The organism is Vibrio chanodichtyis, from assembly GCF_028863985.1.
Lineage (GTDB): Bacteria > Pseudomonadota > Gammaproteobacteria > Enterobacterales > Vibrionaceae > Vibrio > Vibrio chanodichtyis.
The window spans coordinates 45,356-64,122 of the sequence record NZ_JARBFT010000001.1 but is presented as its reverse complement, the minus strand read 5'-3'; the positions used below and the strand labels follow the sequence as shown (position 1 = coordinate 64,122).

17 protein-coding genes are annotated in these 18,767 nt (G+C 47.8%); 11 read left to right on the top strand and 6 right to left on the bottom strand.

Translation table 11 applies throughout. The annotated features are described in order from the left end of the window. Positions 1 to 9: 9 nt before the first annotated feature. From PUN32_RS00280 to PUN32_RS00260, 5 genes are all read left to right on the top strand, one after another. Positions 10 to 531, top strand: coding sequence for a regulatory protein ToxS (locus PUN32_RS00280; protein ID WP_166014621.1), 522 nt, complete (start codon positions 10 to 12; stop codon positions 529 to 531). Positions 532 to 703: 172 nt separating this feature from the next. Further along, positions 704 to 1,654 carry a TIGR01777 family oxidoreductase gene (locus PUN32_RS00275; protein WP_166014620.1) on the top strand — a complete coding sequence of 317 codons (951 nt, stop codon included), beginning with the start codon at positions 704 to 706 and terminating at the stop codon, positions 1,652 to 1,654. A gap of 143 nt (positions 1,655 to 1,797) precedes the next feature. Further along, complete coding sequence (locus PUN32_RS00270; RefSeq protein WP_274721230.1) at positions 1,798 to 2,652, top strand: thioredoxin family protein; 855 nt, start codon at positions 1,798 to 1,800, stop codon at positions 2,650 to 2,652. Between the two features lie 162 nt (positions 2,653 to 2,814). Beyond that, entirely contained in the window at positions 2,815 to 3,735 is a 921-nt protein-coding gene (locus tag PUN32_RS00265) for an SPFH domain-containing protein (protein ID WP_274721229.1), read from the top strand. A gap of 13 nt (positions 3,736 to 3,748) precedes the next feature. Beyond that, positions 3,749 to 4,198, top strand: a complete 450-nt coding sequence (locus PUN32_RS00260) for an NfeD family protein (protein ID WP_274721228.1) — start codon at positions 3,749 to 3,751, stop codon at positions 4,196 to 4,198. 61 nt (positions 4,199 to 4,259) lie between these two features. On the opposite strand, the gene cueR is transcribed toward PUN32_RS00260, so the two are convergent. The 5 genes from cueR to zipA form a co-directional block, all read right to left on the bottom strand. Further along, on the bottom strand, positions 4,260 to 4,679 hold the full coding sequence (gene cueR, locus PUN32_RS00255; protein ID WP_274721227.1) for a Cu(I)-responsive transcriptional regulator: 420 nt from the start codon (positions 4,677 to 4,679) through the stop codon (positions 4,260 to 4,262). 285 nt (positions 4,680 to 4,964) lie between these two features. Next, positions 4,965 to 5,729: a DUF2057 family protein gene (locus PUN32_RS00250; RefSeq protein WP_274721226.1), complete on the bottom strand. Its 765-nt coding sequence runs from the start codon at positions 5,727 to 5,729 to the stop codon at positions 4,965 to 4,967. Between the two features lie 73 nt (positions 5,730 to 5,802). Further along, positions 5,803 to 6,834 (bottom strand): porin, encoded by a 1,032-nt coding sequence (locus PUN32_RS00245; RefSeq protein ID WP_274721225.1) that lies wholly within the window; start codon positions 6,832 to 6,834, stop codon positions 5,803 to 5,805. Positions 6,835 to 7,416: 582 nt separating this feature from the next. Then, positions 7,417 to 9,423: an NAD-dependent DNA ligase LigA gene (gene ligA / locus PUN32_RS00240; protein ID WP_274721224.1), complete on the bottom strand. Its 2,007-nt coding sequence runs from the start codon at positions 9,421 to 9,423 to the stop codon at positions 7,417 to 7,419. A 133-nt stretch (positions 9,424 to 9,556) separates the two neighbouring features. Beyond that, entirely contained in the window at positions 9,557 to 10,402 is an 846-nt protein-coding gene (gene zipA / locus PUN32_RS00235) for a cell division protein ZipA (protein ID WP_406707934.1), read from the bottom strand. A gap of 254 nt (positions 10,403 to 10,656) precedes the next feature. Between zipA and cysZ the strand changes: the two genes are divergently transcribed. The 5 genes from cysZ to crr all read left to right on the top strand — a co-directional run bounded on the left by cysZ (position 10,657) and on the right by crr (position 15,711). Beyond that, positions 10,657 to 11,415, top strand: a complete 759-nt coding sequence (gene cysZ, locus PUN32_RS00230; RefSeq protein WP_274721222.1) for a sulfate transporter CysZ — start codon at positions 10,657 to 10,659, stop codon at positions 11,413 to 11,415. A gap of 297 nt (positions 11,416 to 11,712) precedes the next feature. Continuing rightward, positions 11,713 to 12,681 carry a cysteine synthase A gene (gene cysK, locus PUN32_RS00225; protein WP_274721221.1) on the top strand — a complete coding sequence of 323 codons (969 nt, stop codon included), beginning with the start codon at positions 11,713 to 11,715 and terminating at the stop codon, positions 12,679 to 12,681. 298 nt (positions 12,682 to 12,979) lie between these two features. Then, positions 12,980 to 13,237, top strand: coding sequence for an HPr family phosphocarrier protein (locus PUN32_RS00220; protein WP_166014609.1), 258 nt, complete (start codon positions 12,980 to 12,982; stop codon positions 13,235 to 13,237). A 134-nt stretch (positions 13,238 to 13,371) separates the two neighbouring features. Further along, positions 13,372 to 15,093: a phosphoenolpyruvate-protein phosphotransferase PtsI gene (ptsI, locus tag PUN32_RS00215; RefSeq protein WP_274721220.1), complete on the top strand. Its 1,722-nt coding sequence runs from the start codon at positions 13,372 to 13,374 to the stop codon at positions 15,091 to 15,093. Between the two features lie 108 nt (positions 15,094 to 15,201). Further along, positions 15,202 to 15,711, top strand: coding sequence for a PTS glucose transporter subunit IIA (gene crr, locus PUN32_RS00210; RefSeq protein WP_166014607.1), 510 nt, complete (start codon positions 15,202 to 15,204; stop codon positions 15,709 to 15,711). A gap of 187 nt (positions 15,712 to 15,898) precedes the next feature. On the opposite strand, the gene PUN32_RS00205 is transcribed toward crr, so the two are convergent. Next, on the bottom strand, positions 15,899 to 17,059 hold the full coding sequence (locus PUN32_RS00205) for a 2-octaprenyl-3-methyl-6-methoxy-1,4-benzoquinol hydroxylase (protein ID WP_274721219.1): 1,161 nt from the start codon (positions 17,057 to 17,059) through the stop codon (positions 15,899 to 15,901). A 251-nt stretch (positions 17,060 to 17,310) separates the two neighbouring features. Here PUN32_RS00205 and miaB point away from each other — a divergent pair, with 251 nt between their 5' ends. After that, positions 17,311 to 18,735 (top strand): tRNA (N6-isopentenyl adenosine(37)-C2)-methylthiotransferase MiaB, encoded by a 1,425-nt coding sequence (gene miaB / locus PUN32_RS00200; RefSeq protein WP_166014605.1) that lies wholly within the window; start codon positions 17,311 to 17,313, stop codon positions 18,733 to 18,735. Positions 18,736 to 18,767: the final 32 nt, after the last annotated feature.

The following is an 18,767-nucleotide window of genomic DNA, read 5'->3' as shown; positions in this document are numbered from 1 at the left end:
GACTTTTCGATGAAATATAGATATATCGCGATTGGCAGCTTATTGTTTAGCCTGTTACTCACCGCCAAGCTGTACTGGGGCAGTGATTTTAAGCTGGAGCAAGTGTTAACTTCGCGTGAATGGCAATCCAAAATGGTTTCGCTGATCACCAGCCAAAATAACAGCCCAGCCATGGGCGAGTTACGCCGTGTCGAAGTTAATTCGAATGTGAAATATTTGCCCAACGGTACTTATTCGCGGGTTTCGATTGTTAAACTGTTTGCCGAAGATCATACATCTGAGAGTTCAATTAATATCTCCGAATCCGGAGAATGGGATATCAGTGATAATTATCTGCTGGTCACCCCAAACGAATTTAAAGATATCTCATCCAGCCACAATAACGATTTTAATCCAGAACAGCTTCAGCTCATCACTCAACTGTTCAAAATGGAAGCACAACAGAGTCGCCGGATCGATATTGTCAATCCCAGAACGCTGCTGTTTACTAGCCTCAATCATGGTTCGGCTATATTGTTTAGTAATGAGTAAAGCCTAGGTTCTCGGATCTATACCCAAACAACGTGAAGTTGCAGGTAAGCGGCAAGTAAATGAGTCCCCATGAACATCGACAAACTATGTGATTGGAGTGAGCCAACGTCGCCAACACCGCTGCAGCTTCAAGTAGTAAGGGGATAAACATCACTCGCGACAAGGAGTCATCATGCGCATATTGATCACTGGTGGTAGTGGCTTTATTGGTAGCCAACTGATAAAGATGCTGAGTGGGCATCAACTGCTGGTGCTGACTCGCGACATAACCAAAGCTCACGCGCATTTTAGCGCGCTCGGGGTATTGCCAAAGGCACGCGCAAATCTGACCTTGCTCGACTCACTGGATTCGCTAGCCGATTTCAATCAAATTGATGCGGTAATCAACCTGGCTGGTGAGCCGATTGCCGATCGGCGCTGGACGACCGCGCAAAAGCAGCGCATTACCGACAGTCGCTTAAACATCACTGAACAGTTGGTCGCAAAAATTCATGCCAGCACCCAACCGCCACGAGTATTACTCAGTGGTTCAGCGGTCGGTTGGTATGGCGATCAGCAACAGCACGCGTTTGATGAGCAGTTACACGTACATAGCCAACATTTCTCGCATCAAGTTTGCCAGCAATGGGAACAGCTCGCTTTGAAAGCCCAATCAAACCAAACTCGTGTTTGCCTACTGCGCACAGGTATTGTGCTCGCCCGCCATGGCGGTGCGCTCAAAAAAATGCTACCCGCTTACCGACTCGGTCTCGGTGGACCGATTGCCGATGGTCAGCAATATCTGCCGTGGATTCATATGCAAGATATGCTGCGCGCGATACTGTTTTTGCTCGAAACCGAACACGCCCAAGGTGCGTATAATCTCTGTGCACCCCATCCAGTACCCAATGCGCAATTTAGCCTTACCCTTGCTAACACCTTACAGCGCCCACATTTATTGACCATTCCACGCTGGCTGATACAACTGTTAATGGGTGAAGCCAGCGAGCTACTGCTCGATAGCCAACGAGCCAAACCGAAAAAACTGACTGATTTAGGCTTTCAATTTAACTACTGCCGAATTGAAAGCGCACTCCAACAACTATACCCAAACAACTTGGAGTTACAGGTAGGCGGTAAGTGAGTGAATCCCCATGAGCATAGGCAAACTATGTGATTGGGGTGAGCGAACGTAGCCAACACCGCTGCAACTTCAAGTAGGAAGGGTATATTAAGCCCAACTTCACCCCCAATTTAAATGGGATATTGTGCCACTAAGGATCGACCATGCCAGCCAGCACTATGATTGATATTACTGAATATAATTTCCAGCAGGTACTTGAACACTCTAGCCTTACGCCAGTGCTGTTTTATTTTTGGGCAGAAGCCAGCCCAGAGAGCGTGCAACTACTACCGGCATTGGAGCAACTGGTTGAACGTTATCAAGGCGCAGTGGTATTGGCTCGTTTAAATTGTCAGCAGCAACAAGCGATTGCCGCACAATTTGGCATCCAGGCAATCCCAACCATTGCCCTATTTATTCAAGGTCAGCCCGTCGATGGTTTAGGTGGCGCGCAACCGATCAGTGCGATTGAAGAGATGCTTGAACGCCATTTACCCAATGCGGAACAGCGTTTAATTCAGCAAGCGCTTGAGTTGGTCACACAAGGCGAATACCAACCCGCGCTAACGCTATTATCCGGTTTAACAGAACCGTGGTGTAGTCAAGGCGAAGTCAAACTCGCTTTAGCCACTTGTTATCTCGAAACCGGCGCGTTCGATGCCGCCGAGGCGATGCTGGCCAGCATTCCACTCGCCTACCAACAAGGCGATTACCGAACCCTATTGGCCAAGCTTGAATTGCATCAGCAGGCCGCAAATAGCCCTGAGTTAATCGCGCTTGAACAGCAGTGGCAAGCCGATCCCAAAAATCCAAGCCTAGCTCTGGAACTGGCACGCCAATACCATCAAGTTAAACGGGATGAAGAAGCGTTGAGTTTACTGTGGTCTTGGCTCAGTCATGATCTCAATACGCTTGAGGGGGAAATGAAAAAAACCTTGATCGATATGCTCACCGCACTCGGCCAAGGCAATCCGCTCGCTACCCAATATCGCAAACAGCTTTACTCGCGACTGTATTAATTTAACCTGAATCGATAAATTGCCACCAGATCGCAATCTTAGCGATGGGTGGCACTCTCTAACCAGTAAGTGCGTATACTTTTTACTTCGGCGTATACCACTTGGCGCTGCCGCCAACACGGCATCACAACCACACGCTTCACTCAACAACAAGGAAAGATTATGGCTATTGATTCATTGATCACCATTGCAATATTGGTCGGCGCGGTGGTGATTTTTCTCTCATCGGCGGTCAAAACCGTACCACAAGGACACAACTGGACGGTAGAGCGCTTTGGTCGTTATACCCAAACCTTAAAACCGGGGCTGAATCTGATCATTCCGTTTATTGATCGGGTTGGGCAAAAAATTAACATGATGGAGCAAGTGTTAGATATTCCCGCCCAAGAAGTGATTTCTAAAGACAACGCCAATGTGGTGATTGATGCGGTGTGCTTCGTGCAAGTGATTGATGCCGCTAAAGCGGCTTATGAAGTCAGCCAACTGCAACATGCGATCCGTAATCTGACCTTAACCAATATGCGTACCGTATTAGGATCGATGGAGCTGGATGAAATGCTCAGTCAACGTGATATGATCAACACTAAACTGCTGTCGATTGTTGACCATGCCACTAGCCCATGGGGTGTGAAAGTCACCCGGATTGAAATTAAAGATGTGCAACCACCGGCGGACTTAACCGCAGCCATGAATGCGCAGATGAAAGCCGAACGTAATAAACGCGCTGAAGTCCTTGAAGCAGAAGGGGTGCGCCAAGCGCAAATCTTACGCGCAGAAGGGCAAAAGCAATCCGAAATTCTTAAGGCCGAAGGGGAAAAGCAAGCGGCGATTTTACAAGCGGAAGCGCGTGAGCGTGCCGCAGAAGCCGAAGCGAAGGCCACTACTATGGTGTCGGAAGCCATCGCCAAAGGCGATATGCAAGCGGTCAATTACTTTATTGCCCAAGGCTATACCGAAGCGCTCAAAGCGATTGGTCAGGCAGAGAATGGTAAGATCATCATGCTACCACTGGAAGCTACCGGTCTGATGGGCTCAATCGCTGGCATCGCTGAAATGTTTCAATCCTCTCAAGCTAAGCAATAGGTAAGGTAATCTTGTGATCGCGCTGCTCTCGCAATTGAATGTTTGGCACTGGCTAACTTTAGGCTTGCTACTGCTCGCCGTCGAACTGCTCGGTACCGCAGGTTATTTCCTGTGGCTAGGGCTTTCCGCGTTATTGGTCGGAGCGCTACTGCTGGTGCTACCTTTAGGTTGGCAATTACAATGGTTGGCGTTTGCCAGCTTCGCTCTCGTCACCACTTGGCTGTGGTGGCGACGCCAATTTAGCCAAGATAAACAGCAAGATGCCACGCGCGATCTGAACCAAAAAGAGAAGCAACTGATTGGGCGGATGATCCCGATTGCGCAAGATACCGCCGCCGGAGAGTTTCAAGTCGCGCTGGGTGATACACGCTGGACTGCGCGCTGCGCTACCCCGCTGGCCGCAGGTACTGTGGTCAGTGTGATTGCGTTGGATGGCATTATTCTGCTTGTTGAGCCAATTTAGCCGACACTCTCGCTAACCCGCTTGATATATCCAAACAACTTGGCGTTGCAGGTAGGCGGGTTCAAACTTTGATCGTGGATTGATTGCAACACTCGCCTTGTTTGAGCTGATCAATGATCGGGCATTCGCTGCCCTCATCGCCGGGGCAACTGGCTACCCAGCTCTCTAGCTGCTGCTTGATCAGGCTTAGCTCGGCCAGTTGGCTTGAGACTTGTTGCAGCTTGTGTTGCGCACGGGCACGAACGGCGGCGCGGGTGCGCTCTGGGTTATTGGCCAGCGCCAGCATGGCTTGGCACTCATCTAAACTAAACCCTACCCGCCGACAGCGTGCGATCAGCAGTAAATCATCCACATGCCGCTGCGTATAAGTGCGATAACCACTGGCGGAGCGCAATGGCGGGGTAATGAGACCTTTCTCTTCGTATAGGCGAATCGACTTAGCGGTAAGCTCGGTCAGTTTGGCGATTTGGCTAATATTCATATACCCTTCCTACTTGAAGTTGCAGCGGTGTTGGCTACGTTCGCTCACCCCAATCACATAGTTTGCCTATGCTCATGGGGATTCACTCACTTGCCGCCTACCTGTAACTCCAAGTTGTTTGGGTATAGGCTCCCCCATCCCAAACAAAAAATAAACACAACGATAAAAAACTACCAAGGCATGGGGGTTAACCATGCCTTGGTAGGATTAAAAATGCAATTCAATACCGTGGGCGCGAAAAATAGCCGCCAACAACTTGGTATTACAGATAAGCTGAGTAAACGCTTACTCTTGGCTAATCAGCCAAGCCAGAATCGCCGCTTTATCGGCTTTGTCAGCTTTTTGGTACCAATCCGCCATCATAGTCACCAGCTTATTGTGGCTGACCAGCGGCTCACTCACTGTAGCTCGGTTGGCAAACGCCCAGTTAGCAAATTCTTGTTGTTCAGCGCTAGTGGCTTCGCTATACAGATATTGCACCATGGTTAACGTAGTGGGTGTACTGGCTTGAGTCGCTACCGTTGCAGCTGCAGTTGTAGCTTGTGCCGCTGGCAAAGTCACAGTTTGTGCCACCGGCATTAAATTATGCTGTTTATTGTAGGCATTGAGTTCTTTCACATAGTCGCGGGAAATGCCTTGTAATCTAGGTAACTCAGCTTGCAATACATCAATCGTTTTACCGCTGCTGATTTCAGTTAAGCTTAGCTGCGGCGCGGCATCAAACGCTTGCGCTTGCGCAGCCGTGGTGATCGGCTTGCCGATATCTAATGCAAGACGCTGATTAGTCGCGCTGAAAGTTAGTACCAATGGGTTGGAGTTAAATTTTTCATAGCCACCTTGTGAAGAGACCAATTTGGAGACGCGCACTACTAGCTGTTGAGTACCATCATTAAGCGTGAGTTCGGAAAGCTTATTGATGCGAAAACCGCTCTCTTCACCATCGACCACAATCGCACTAATATCGTCAGCCAGCTTCACCTCGACCGCAGCAGTCGCGCAAAGGGGTAAACATGCAACAACCGCTAACCACAAATTCGGCCAATTTTTCATCGCTTATTCTCCTTAAACACAGTGAGCACCCTAAGGTGCCCACTGATTAGATTGTGACTTGCGATACCACTAATTAGAAGTAGTATTCTGCACCGACTAGGATATTCATATCAAAGCCATCAGCAGCATTCATCTTATAGTTACGTGAATCGATGAATAGGTAAGTGCTTGGCAGTAGGTAGCCTAAACGAGCAGTTAATGCTAGGTCAGAAGTATCTGCTTGCTTTTTGCCATCAAATTTAGCATCGTTGGTACCAGCGATACCAACTTTATATACCCATTGATTATTCATAACGTATTGTGCTGTTGCAGAATACGCCATTTGCTCACCGTCATTGACGCCATTTTCCATAAGTTTAACAGCACCAGTTAAGGTAAACGCATCAAGCCCTAAAGTCGCACCAACGATGGAGTAACTTTGATCGCCAGCAGCACCATTAGCATCTGTATAAGAACCTTGGGTGTAATAACCACCATGTAGATTAACAGGACCCATCTGGTAAGATGCACCGATACTTGTTACTAATGCATCAGTAGTGCTCCCCATTCCACTCAGAGTCAATTGGACATTAAAACCACCGAAATTGACCGAATCAAAACGCAACACGTTATTTGCACGATCTTCAAAAGAAGCACCGATGTCTTGGTTCCAGTCAAACACATTACCCAAACCTGGGTTTGAATGTGGCCAGTCAACGTAATTATAAGCAGCAACCAACTGACGGCCATATTTAAATGAGCCTACGCCATCAAATGATAGACCTAAATAAGTATCGCGTGCACCAAACTGACCATTGTCAACATGAGTCCATGAAGTGTCTGGACTAAAGCCACCATTGTTAGCATTACCACCTTCAATTTGCCATACAAAATCAGGCCCGAAGTCTTCAAACTCAACCACTCCACGGAAGCCTACTCGTGATTCAATTACCGCATTAACTGAGCTATCACCTTTGTCTGGAGATGAAAATTGCATAAAGCCAGCTGCCTGACCATAAAGCTGTACCGCTTTACCATTTAGATCAATCGCTGCATTTGCGCTACCGGCAGCTGCAACCATTGCAACTGCTGAAGCAAGAAGAGTACGTTTAAACATTTTGTCCATGGATAACTCCTAAAAATGGATATAGCTGTTTTTGAATTTCCCCCTTAAGTTGGCCGCCGAAGGGAGAAGTCATTTCCTTTTCGAGTATCGAGTTCGATGCTCTTAGTGGTTGGCACACTGTTGTGTATCCATGTCTGTAGACTAACGCTCGGCTCAGAAACATCAATCAGAACTTAATTTTTATCTAAAAAAATATGAGCTACGGCAAACTTCTGGCCAGTAAGTGATCGAGATCGACTTATGAGTAGCTCCTACAATCACCAAAGCTAACCATATGAATTAAAATGAATTTTATTTTTTGGTTGTTATTTTTTTTGAATTAGATCGAAGAAAGGTAAAAAGCATCGTGACTTTTTCAAAGCATAAAAAAGTCATCAAATCGGGAAATTAGCCGAGTTGTTTTTGAGCAAAAATAAACCCCAGCACAGGCTGAGGTTTAGATAATTTTAAGCAAATAAGTTCCCATCATCGCGGCACTGACGTGCCAAAAGCGGGCAGAGATCTCAATTTGACGACTTTACGCTAGCAGATAACTCGATGAACCAACCCCATCAGCGATTTAAGTCATCGGCTACGGCCGGTTTATTTTAACCACGCCAGCAATGCGGCCTCATCTTGCACCTCAACCCCAAGCTCGATCGCCTTGCTAAGCTTTGAACCCGCGGCCGCTCCGGCAAACAGAATATCGGTTTTGGCCGAAACACTACCGGTCACTTTTGCGCCTAACGCTTGCAGTGCTGTTTTAGCTTCGCTGCGCGACAGCTCAGTGAACGTGCCAGTGATCACCACCACTTTACCGGCTAACGGTGAATCGTTCGCCTCCGTAGCGATCATATCTGGCCAAGTCACTCCCAGATTTTGCAGATCGACAATCACTTGCTGGTTGCGTGGCTCAGCAAAAAAGGCCAGCAAATGGTCGGCCACCACACTGCCGACATCGGCGACTGCCAGCAGTTGTTCGCGATCGGCGTTGGCAATCGCCTCTAAACTTAAGAAATGCTGCGCAAGGTTAAGCGCGGTGGCTTCCCCCACTTCACGAATGCCGAGCGCATACAAAAATTTGGCTAAGCTGGTGTGTTTGGCTTTATTGAGCGCATCGAGCACATTTTGCGCCGATTTAGGCCCCATACGCTCTAATAATGTAAGTGGGGCTAGGGTTAAGCGAAATAGGTCGGCGGGAGTGTGCACCAGTTCGCGATCCACCAACTGCTCAATCACTTTATCGCCTAAGCCTTCGACATCGAGCGCTTTGCGCGACACAAAATGTTTTAACGCTTGTTTGCGCTGAGCTTGGCAAATTAACCCGCCGCTGCAGCGTGCTACCGCTTCACCGGCCACTCGCTCAATCTCGGATTGACAAACCGGACAACACAGTGGAAAGACGATCGGCTTGGCATCGGCTGGACGGCGCTCAAGCACCACCGAGACAATTTGCGGGATCACATCACCCGCGCGGCGGATCACCACCGTATCGCCGACCATTACACCTAAACGGGCAATTTCATCACCATTGTGCAAGGTGGCATTACTGACGGTCACGCCGCCGACAAACACTGGTTCGAGTTTGGCAACCGGAGTGATGGCACCCGTGCGACCGACTTGAAATTCCACTTCGTTAAGCAGAGTTAACTCTTCTTGAGCGGGAAATTTGTAGGCAATCGCCCAGCGCGGCGCTTTGGCCACAAAACCAAGCCGCTCTTGCAGGGCAATATCATCGACCTTGATCACCACTCCATCAATTTCATAAGCCAGCTCGCTACGGCGCTGCAAAATATCTTGATAGAAGGCTTTCACCTCATCGAGCGAGTTCACCTGCTGAGTGGCGGGGCAAATCGGTAATCCCCACTTTTTCAGCTGTAGAAAACGCTGATAGTGACTGCCCGCTAACTCGCCACCTTCAATAATACCGACGCTGTAAGCATAAAATGCCAATGGACGCTGGGCGGTAATTTTAGAATCTAATTGACGTAAACTGCCAGCCGCCGCATTACGCGGGTTGACAAACTGCTTTTCACCTTTTTTAAGCGCACGTGCGTTAAGTGCTTCAAAACCCGCTTTAGGCATAAATACTTCACCGCGCACTTCAAGGCGAGCAGGAAAATCGCTGCCTTGTAAACGCAGTGGGATCGCTTTAATGGTGCGTACGTTGTCGGTGATATTCTCGCCCGTCGCGCCATCACCACGAGTCGCGGCGCGAGTCAGTACTCCCTCTTCATACAATAAACTGACCGCTAAACCATCGAGTTTAGGCTCGCAGCAAAATGGGCTATCGGCCACTACAGCAATTCGATCCAGCATACGGCGATAGAAGCTATCCAGCTCGCTATCATCAAACGCATTATCCAGCGATAACATCGGGATTTCATGCTCAACCGGCGTAAAGCCCTCTAATGGGCGGCCACCCACGCGCAAACTGGGTGAATCTGGGCTGATTAATTCAGGATGCTCAGCTTCTAAAGCGAGCAGTTCGCGCATTAAGCGATCATATTCGGCATCCGGAATGGTCGGTGCGTCTTCTACATAATAACGCACACCATGTTGATGCAGGGTTTGTCTTAGCTCGGTTAATCGTTGCACGATATTTGACATGGTCATTCTCTCGGATGATAAAAAAAGGCTCCGCAGAGCCTTATTCGTCATTTGGGTATCGGGTTATTTTATGCTCTTCCTACTTCAAATTGTTTGGGTAGAGCAGACTGAACGCGGCGCATCTTAATCAATACTAGGCATGGGTAGTGCGAGCTTTGGCTTTAAAATCTTGAATTTGCTTGCGATAAGCATCCAATCGATTCGGCGTCATTAAGTTGCGCGCATCGTCCAACACATGGCCACTGAGATCATCAGCAATTTGCTGCGCGGTTTTCAGCATCAATTTAAAGTTTTGCTCAGGATCGCCAAAACCCGGTAAGGTCATAAAAAACGAGATGCCTTGGGTAGTAAAATCGGCCGGATCATCATGCATCAAGGTTCCGGGCTGCATCATATTGGCGACGCTAAACAGCACTTTGCCGGTGCCTGAAAGATCCGCATGACGATGGAAAATATCCATCTCACCAAATAACAAGCCATTTTGTTGCATGCTATCGAATAGCTTAGTACCAACGAACTGCTGGTTACCTGCACAGTGCACGTTAAGCACAATCACATCGAGTGGATCTTCCTGAGGCGAAGGTTCAATCTGCGGCGATGGTTGTGTTGGACTCTCGGAGGCAATGACAGTATGCACCACCGGTTCAGGCTCGGAGAGCGTGGAAGTCGCAGATGATGCGGGTACTGATTGGCGATGATAATTCGCCTCAATAGCTGCAGATTCGGGCAACTCATCGCTAGAGGGAAAATCGGCGATCAGAGGATCGGCAGATCCTTTTGACAAGCCAAAATCAGGCTCTTTACGCGGTTTACGAATGATCTCAAACTCATCGGCAGCTGCAGATGACGGCGCAGTGGGTTGCTCACTAGCGGTATCAATTTTACGCAGAGGTTTATGCCCAAACTTGGATTTCCCCTCTTTTTTGCTGGTCCACAGACCGTGAAATAGCAACGCGGCAATTGCCAGCGCGCCAACCATTATCAATACGAATCGCAATTCCTGCATCTTAAACTCTCAATATCCCGTTTGATGTTCTGAGCTCTAGCGCCCGACAGGACGTGGTTCAGGGTGTGGGTTTGGCTTGTCGCGATACTTTACCAAAACTCTCGTTGAATTTAGAACAACTTAATGCGAGAAGTTGCCAACATCACGCGTTTTTTGCGGTTTAAGCATTTTACTTACCTCGCAATCCAGTACAATCTGAGCCTGGTTTATCAAGGAACATCGCATTTATGCACCCTACCCGCTCTGGATTTGGCTACTTCTACTATGGCCTGTGTTTGGCATTCACTCCCGGTATCCGCCGCTTTGTCGCGCTGCCGTTGTTGGCTAATATGGTGCTGGTGGGCAGCGCAATGTACTACTTATTTAGCCAGTTGGATATGTGGATTAGCCAGTGGCTCGGCCACCTACCCGTCTTTTTGGCTTGGCTGCGCTATGTGCTGTGGCCATTACTGGCGCTAACCATCATTGCAACCTTTTCTTATATTTTTAGCACCTTGGCCAATTTTATTGCAGCACCGTTTAATGGTTTATTAGCGGAAAAAATCGAGCAGCACTTATCCGGCCAAGTGCTCAGCGAACAGAGTGTATGGTCACTGATCAAAGATGTGCCACGCATATTGGCACGCGAATGGCGCAAGCTGCTGTATATGCTGCCCAGAGCACTGGGGCTACTGCTGTTACTGTTAATCCCCGCGATCGGCCAAACTGTTGGTCCACTGGCTTGGTTGCTGTTCAGCGCTTGGATGCTGGCGATCCAATATTGTGACTACCCGTTCGATAATCATAAAATTGCTTTTGATGATATGCGTAATACTTTGCAACAAAATCAAGCTCAGGCTTATAGCTTTGGATTGATGGTGGCGCTGCTCGCCAGTATTCCGATCATCAATCTATTTATCATGCCGGTGGCGGTGTGCGGCGCAACCGCCATGTGGGTTGAGAAATTTAAGCCACACTATACCCAAACAACTTGGAGTTACAGGTAGACGGCAAGTGAGTGAATCGCCATGAGCATAGACAAACTATGTGATTGGGGTGAACGAACCTAGCCAACACCGCTGCAGCTTCAAGTAGGAAGGGGATATAAGCTAACCCGTTAGGATGGCCACCAGCGTATTATCTGTGTACTAATATGAAGATTTCACCCGCGATGAGCACCACATAAGTTATAACTTTTTAATCTTTTTCCCTTAGTGAATATCCACTTATGCTCTCATCATACTCACTATTCACGCACATACCGCTTAACGGGCTGACGGCGTACTGAATGAAGGAACATCACCATGAGCAAAATCTATCAAGACAACTCCCTGACGATTGGTAACACACCGCTGGTGCGCTTAAACAAAGTGTCAACGGGTAACGTGCTGGTCAAAATCGAGGCGCGCAACCCGAGTTTCAGTGTTAAATGCCGGATCGGTGCCAACATGATTTGGGATGCCGAACAACAAGGCAAACTGAAAGCTGGGGTGGAATTGGTTGAGCCGACCAGTGGTAACACTGGGGTAGCGCTGGCTTTTGTCGCCGCGGCACGGGGTTATAAATTAACCCTGACCATGCCAGAATCAATGAGCTTAGAGCGGCGTAAACTGCTCAAAGCACTGGGTGCCAATTTAGTGCTCACCGAAGCAGCCAAAGGCATGAAAGGCGCGATTGCTAAAGCGGAAGAGATTGTCGCCAGCAATCCAGAAAAATACCTGTTATTGCAACAATTTAACAACCCAGCCAACCCACAAATCCACGAGCAAACCACTGGCCCAGAGATTTGGGATGCCACCGATGGTCAAGTGGATGTGTTTGTGGCTGGGGTCGGTACCGGCGGCACATTAACCGGCACCAGCCGTTATATTAAAGGCACCAAAGGCAAAGCAATTGTGTCGGTGGCGGTCGAGCCGGCCGAGTCACCGGTCATCACCCAAGCGTTAGCGGGCCAAGAAATCAAACCCGCTCCGCATAAAATTCAGGGCATTGGTGCCGGTTTTATCCCCGGCAACTTAGATTTAAGCCTGATTGACCGTGTTGAGCTGGTGACCTCAGAAGAGGCGATTTCAATGGCGCGTCGCCTAATGGAAGAAGAAGGTATTTTAGCCGGAATCTCTTCTGGCGCGGCGGTAGTTGCCGCGAACAGAATCGCACAATTACCTGAATTTAAAGGAAAAACCATTGTAACCGTACTACCAAGCTCTGGTGAGCGCTATTTGAGCACCGCGCTGTTTTCGGGCATTTTTACCGATAAAGAGAACCAACAATAATATGTAGCGAAATCAATTTTTCGTTTAAAAAAGCCCCAGTCAGGGGCTTTTTTGTTGATCCCTGCCTCACCTTTGGTAATATCGGGGCGTTTTATTTTTCGCTTCAAAATAAAGAAGCCATTGATTTACACTCTAACGCTCAAATTGCAAAAAATAGCAAAGGCGATAGGTAAAATTTTAACCAGTCTTAAGTTCTAACACGAAAAGCCTGTGACAGTGCTAGCACAAAGCGGGTTATGCAGTTAAGCTAATTCTGGTTAACAAACTTACAAAAAATAATCTTATTGGGGTATTAAACATGTACGAGAAGCAAGTAGAAATCACAGCAGAAAATGGCCTTCACACTCGCCCAGCTGCACAGTTTGTAAAAGAAGCGAAAGCTTTCGATGCAGACATCACTGTGACTTCTAACGGTAAAAGTGCAAGTGCAAAAAGTCTGTTCAAGCTGCAAACGCTAGGTCTGGTAAAAGGCACAGTTGTGACTATCTCTGCCGAAGGCCCTCAAGCGAAAGAAGCCGTTGACCACTTAGTGGCTCTGATGGACCAACTTCACTAATCCTGTCTTCCTGTTAAAGCCATTTTGTGCACACAAAATGGCTTTGTTGGAAATAACCCGAGAAATACGCTACATATTTATGGTTAGCGTTTGTCCCATCTCCCGTTTACAGTTGACCAGTTTAAGGTAAGGCTATGATTTCAGGCATTCTAGCATCTCCAGGTATTGCTATTGGTAAAGCACTACTTCTTCAAGAAGATGAAATTGTCCTAAACACAAACACCATTTCAGATGATCAAGTAGAAGCCGAAGTTGAGCGCTTTTACACTGCGCGTAACAAATCTTCTGCGCAGTTAGAAGTGATCAAACAAAAAGCACTTGAAACTTTTGGTGAAGAAAAAGAAGCCATCTTTGAAGGCCATATCATGTTGCTTGAAGATGAAGAGCTAGAAGAAGAGATTTTAGCCCTCATCAAGAATGATAAAATGGCGGCCGATAACGCGATCTACACCGTTATCGAAGAACAAGCTACCGCGCTTGAGTCATTAGACGATGAATATCTCAAAGAACGTGCCACCGACATCCGTGATATCGGTACCCGTTTTGTGAAAAATGCCCTAGGTATGCATATCGTTTCGCTCAGCGAAATCGATCAAGAAGTGATCCTAGTGGCCTACGATTTAACGCCTTCTGAAACCGCACAAATTAACCTGAACTATGTGTTAGGTTTTGTGTGTGATATCGGCGGCCGTACTTCTCACACTTCTATCATGGCACGTTCTCTAGAACTGCCAGCGATCGTCGGCACTAACGACATCACTAAGAAAGTGAAAAACGGCGACACCCTGATCCTGGACGCAATGAACAACAAGATCATTGTCAATCCAACCCAAGCTCAAATTGAAGAAGCGAAAGCAGTTAAAGCCGCTTTCCTGGCTGAAAAAGAAGAGCTGGCGAAACTGAAAGACCTACCAGCAGAAACGCTAGATGGTCACCGCGTTGAAGTGTGTGGCAACATCGGCACAGTCAAAGACTGTGACGGCATCATCCGTAACGGTGGTGAAGGTGTTGGCCTATACCGTACTGAATTCCTGTTTATGGATCGTGACGCACTACCGACTGAAGAAGAGCAATACCACGCTTATAAAGAAGTGGCAGAAGCGATGAACGGTCAAGCGGTGATAATCCGTACTATGGATATCGGCGGCGACAAAGATCTGCCTTACATGGATCTGCCAAAAGAGATGAACCCGTTCTTGGGTTGGCGTGCAGTTCGTATCAGTTTAGATCGTCGTGAAATCCTGCGTGATCAGCTACGTGGTATTCTGCGTGCATCTGCTCACGGTAAACTACGCGTAATGTTCCCAATGATCATTTCGGTAGAAGAGATCCGTGAACTGAAAAACGCGATTGAAGAGTACAAGGTTGAACTGCGTGCTGAAGGTCATGCGTTCGATGAAAACATCGAAATCGGTGTGATGGTGGAAACTCCTGCTGCGGCTGCAATTGCGCACCACTTAGCTAAAGAAGTTTCTTTCTTCTCTATCGGTACTAACGATTTAACTCAGTACACACTGGCGGTTGACCGTGGTAACGAGATGATTTCTCACCTGTATAACCCACTTTCGCCTGCGGTACTGACCGTAATTAAGCAAGTGATTGACGCTTCTCATGCGGAAGGTAAATGGACTGGTATGTGTGGTGAGCTAGCTGGCGACGAACGTGCTACTCTATTACTGCTGGGTATGGGGCTTGATGAGTTCTCAATGAGCGGTATCTCGATTCCAACTGTGAAGAAAGTGATCCGTAACGCTAATTTCGCTGAAATCAAAGCGATGGCTGAACACGCAATTTCACTGCCAACTGCGGCAGAAATTGAAGCTTGTGTCGATCAGTTCATCGCTGCAAAAGCGTAATTATTGGTTAATACCAACAAGATAGACGATGAAAATAGTCGTCTATCTTTGGCGATTGGTATACTATACTTCGACAGAATAAAACTAACACGTTAGGAGCATGACACAATGGGTCTGTTTGACAAACTTAAGAAGCTCGTCTCTGACGACAGCGCTAACGCAGGTGCAATCGAAATCATCGCACCTCTTTCTGGTGAAATCGTTAACATCGAAGATGTGCCAGATGTGGTTTTTGCTGAAAAAATCGTTGGTGACGGTATCGCGATCAAGCCAGCTGGTAACAAGATGGTAGCTCCTGTTAACGGTACTATCGGCAAAATCTTCGAAACCAACCATGCATTCTCTATCGAATCTGACGACGGCATCGAGCTGTTTGTTCACTTCGGTATTGATACTGTTGAACTGAAAGGCGAAGGCTTCACTCGCATCGCTGAAGAAGGTCAATCAGTAAAAATCGGCGATACTATTATCGAATTCGATTTGGCTCTACTAGAAGAGAAAGCAAAATCAACTCTGACTCCTGTGGTTATTTCTAACATGGATGAGATCAAAGAGCTGAACAAACTTGCTGGCTCAGTAGTGGTTGGCGAAACTGCTATCCTACGCGTTACCAAGTAATCCACTTGTGTGATGTCAAAAACGCTGCCTTGTGCAGCGTTTTTTGTTTTTATCACCTGTCTCTGATCTGGCATTAGCGATTACAACGCTCTTTTCTAACATTGCTGAGGAAAGAGATGGTTGGACTAAAATCGTAGGCTAAATATGTGCCCATCATTTTTTTTTCAACCTGTTTGAGATTTGATGACTAAAGGCCGAGCGCATAACGCAGCACTTGGTTTTTTAATGGCCCGGCACGTTCGGCCGCCGCTAGCGCAGCATTACGCAGCAACTTGAGTGGTAAATGCGAGTTACTGAACGTTTGATAAAACAGATCCATACCGGTTTGCATCAATAGATTATCGGCACGCCGAGCACGCTGATAAGCGGTAAAGTGCGCTAACGTCAGCGGTGTTTGATGCTCGGTTTGGGCCAATAATTCCGCCACGTCTTTAAAACCAAGGTTTACCCCCTGCCCGGCGAGTGGGTTAATGGTATGTGCTGCATCCCCCACTAACACACAGCGATTTTTCACATACTGCTGAGCATGACGACGAGTCAGTGGGAAGCTGGCCTGCTGCAATACGCGAATATCTCCGAGTTCGGCTGGGAAATGCTCAATAATCTCACTGCGTAATTGCGCTGGATTTAAACCTACCAGTGTGCGGATCCGCTGTGGGCTATCGTACCAAACCAACGATGCTTGATTGCCACCTAGCGGCAAATAAGAGCGCGGCCCAGTTGGAAAAAACTGCTGCCAAGTGGTCTCTTGCTGAATACGCTGAGTCTCAACATTAATCAGCAAACAGTGTTGGCGATAATCCCACGCAGTGATGCCAATCTGTGCCCATTGACGTACTTGGGAGTTGGCGCCATCGGCACCAATCACCCAATCGCACTCCAGTACGGTACCCGATTGCAAAATAGCCTGACATCCCTGTTCACTTATCTCCAGTTTTAGCAACTGCTCTGGGCACATCAAGGTCAGTTGCGGATAATCTGCCAACTGCTGCCACAAGCCGAGTTGAATAATGCGATTTTCCACCATGTAACCTAACTGTGGTAAATCCAAGGCGTGACAGGAAAAACGTGTGCGACACTCAGGATGTTCCCACGTTTCCAAATGGTGATAGGGGCAAGCACGCATCGCCACAATGTTTGGCCAAGCGCCAAGTGATTCTAAAAGCTGCACTGAGGTGTGTGATATAGCCGAGACACGCACATCCATCGCTTGAGCTGGCTCAAATGGCTGCGGTGCACAGCTATCGATCAAAGCGACCGTGCGTCCTTGCTGGGCAAATCCGAGCGCCGCCGCCGCGCCAACCATGCCACCACCTACTACTAAAATGTCAAACTTGTTGCTGCTCATCGGTTTCTCACTCGGCCTATCATCCCCAACGCATTGTACGGAGTGCTTCCAAGATTGCGACCTTTTTTACCGGAAAACCTAACGACGAATCAGAGCAAAACCCAATCGCCATAAGGGCAACAGAGAATGATGCCAATTACTAGTCAGTCGGTTTTTAAAGCAGTACAATACGCCGCTTACCGCCGAGAGGGCGGCTAGAATGTGAGCTAAAGCTCAAATGATTGAAGAACTATTGAACGAGCGAAAGTGTGATGAGTAAGAAACTGCTAATTAAAACTTGGGGCTGCCAGATGAACGAATACGATTCATCCAAAATGGCTGACCTGCTTAATGCTGCTAACGGCTATGAGCTGACCGAAATACCCGAGGAAGCAGACGTTTTACTCCTAAATACCTGTTCAATTCGTGAAAAAGCACAGGAAAAAGTCTTCCACCAACTTGGGCGTTGGAAAACGCTAAAAGATAAGAAACCCGGTGTAGTGATTGGGGTTGGTGGTTGCGTGGCGACTCAAGAAGGCGACTCGATTCGCCAGCGTGCACCGTATGTCGATGTAATTTTTGGCCCACAAACCCTGCATCGTCTGCCTGAAATGATTCAGCGTTCACAAACCAGTTCTGCACCGGTGATGGATATCTCTTTCCCTGAGATTGAAAAGTTTGACCGTCTACCTGAGCCGCGAGCTGAAGGCCCGACAGCCTTTGTCTCGATTATGGAAGGCTGCTCAAAATACTGTACTTACTGCGTAGTGCCTTACACTCGTGGTGAAGAAGTGAGCCGCCCAGTCGATGACGTGCTGTTTGAAATTGCGCAACTGGCTGAACAAGGCGTGCGTGAAGTTAACCTACTCGGCCAAAATGTTAATGCTTATCGTGGTGCAACGCATGATGGTGATCTCTGCTCTTTTGCTGAACTGCTGCGTTTAGTTGCCACCATTGACGGGCTTGATCGTATTCGCTTTACCACCAGCCATCCACTGGAATTTACCGACGATATTATTGCTGTGTATGAAGACACGCCTGAGTTAGTCAGCTTCCTGCACCTGCCGGTACAAAGTGGTAGCGATCGCATCTTAACCATGATGAAGCGACCACACACGGCGATTGAATACAAATCGATCATTCGCAAACTGCGTAAAGCACGCCCAGATATTCAGATCAGCTCAGATTTCATCGTCGGCTTCCCTGGTGAAACGGATAAAGATTTCCAAGACACCATGAAGCTGATCCGCGATGTGGATTTTGATATGAGCTTTAGCTTTGTGTTTTCGCCACGCCCAGGCACCCCAGCGGCAGATTATCCTTGCGATCTGTCGGAAGAGGTGAAAAAAGCACGCTTGTACGAGCTACAGCAACAGATCAACAGCCAAGCGATGCGTTATTCGCGCTTGATGCTCGGTACTGAGCAGCGAATTTTGGTCGAAGGTCCTTCGAAGAAAAACTTGATGGAGCTGTGTGGTCGTACTGAAAATAGCCGCTTTGTTAACTTTGAAGGCTCACCAGATCTGATTGGTCAATTTGTCGATGTCAAAATCGTGGATGTGTTTGCCAACTCACTGCGTGGTGAATTAGTGCGTACCGAATCGCAAATGAATCTGCGGATTGCCACCTCGCCTTCAGCAATGAAAGCCAAGACTCGCCGTGAAGATGAGCTTGGAGTGGCTACATTTACTCCTTAATCTCGTATACACTGTCGATAAATGTCCGGTCA

Excerpts from the sequence above, each read along its gene's own strand:
- PUN32_RS00280 (WP_166014621.1), top strand. The coding sequence starts at position 10 with ATGAAATATAGATATATCGCGATTGGCAGCTTATTGTTTAGCCTGTTA.
- PUN32_RS00275 (WP_166014620.1), top strand. The coding sequence starts at position 704 with ATGCGCATATTGATCACTGGTGGTAGTGGCTTTATTGGTAGCCAACTG.
- PUN32_RS00270 (WP_274721230.1), top strand. The coding sequence starts at position 1,798 with ATGCCAGCCAGCACTATGATTGATATTACTGAATATAATTTCCAGCAG.
- PUN32_RS00265 (WP_274721229.1), top strand. The coding sequence starts at position 2,815 with ATGGCTATTGATTCATTGATCACCATTGCAATATTGGTCGGCGCGGTG.
- cueR (WP_274721227.1), bottom strand. The coding sequence starts at position 4,679 with ATGAATATTAGCCAAATCGCCAAACTGACCGAGCTTACCGCTAAGTCG.
- PUN32_RS00250 (WP_274721226.1), bottom strand. The coding sequence starts at position 5,729 with ATGAAAAATTGGCCGAATTTGTGGTTAGCGGTTGTTGCATGTTTACCC.
- PUN32_RS00245 (WP_274721225.1), bottom strand. The coding sequence starts at position 6,834 with ATGGACAAAATGTTTAAACGTACTCTTCTTGCTTCAGCAGTTGCAATG.
- ligA (WP_274721224.1), bottom strand. The coding sequence starts at position 9,423 with ATGTCAAATATCGTGCAACGATTAACCGAGCTAAGACAAACCCTGCAT.
- zipA (WP_406707934.1), bottom strand. The coding sequence starts at position 10,402 with ATGGTTGGCGCGCTGGCAATTGCCGCGTTGCTATTTCACGGTCTGTGG.
- cysZ (WP_274721222.1), top strand. The coding sequence starts at position 10,657 with ATGCACCCTACCCGCTCTGGATTTGGCTACTTCTACTATGGCCTGTGT.
- cysK (WP_274721221.1), top strand. The coding sequence starts at position 11,713 with ATGAGCAAAATCTATCAAGACAACTCCCTGACGATTGGTAACACACCG.
- PUN32_RS00220 (WP_166014609.1), top strand. The coding sequence starts at position 12,980 with ATGTACGAGAAGCAAGTAGAAATCACAGCAGAAAATGGCCTTCACACT.
- ptsI (WP_274721220.1), top strand. The coding sequence starts at position 13,372 with ATGATTTCAGGCATTCTAGCATCTCCAGGTATTGCTATTGGTAAAGCA.
- crr (WP_166014607.1), top strand. The coding sequence starts at position 15,202 with ATGGGTCTGTTTGACAAACTTAAGAAGCTCGTCTCTGACGACAGCGCT.
- PUN32_RS00205 (WP_274721219.1), bottom strand. The coding sequence starts at position 17,059 with ATGAGCAGCAACAAGTTTGACATTTTAGTAGTAGGTGGTGGCATGGTT.
- miaB (WP_166014605.1), top strand. The coding sequence starts at position 17,311 with ATGAGTAAGAAACTGCTAATTAAAACTTGGGGCTGCCAGATGAACGAA.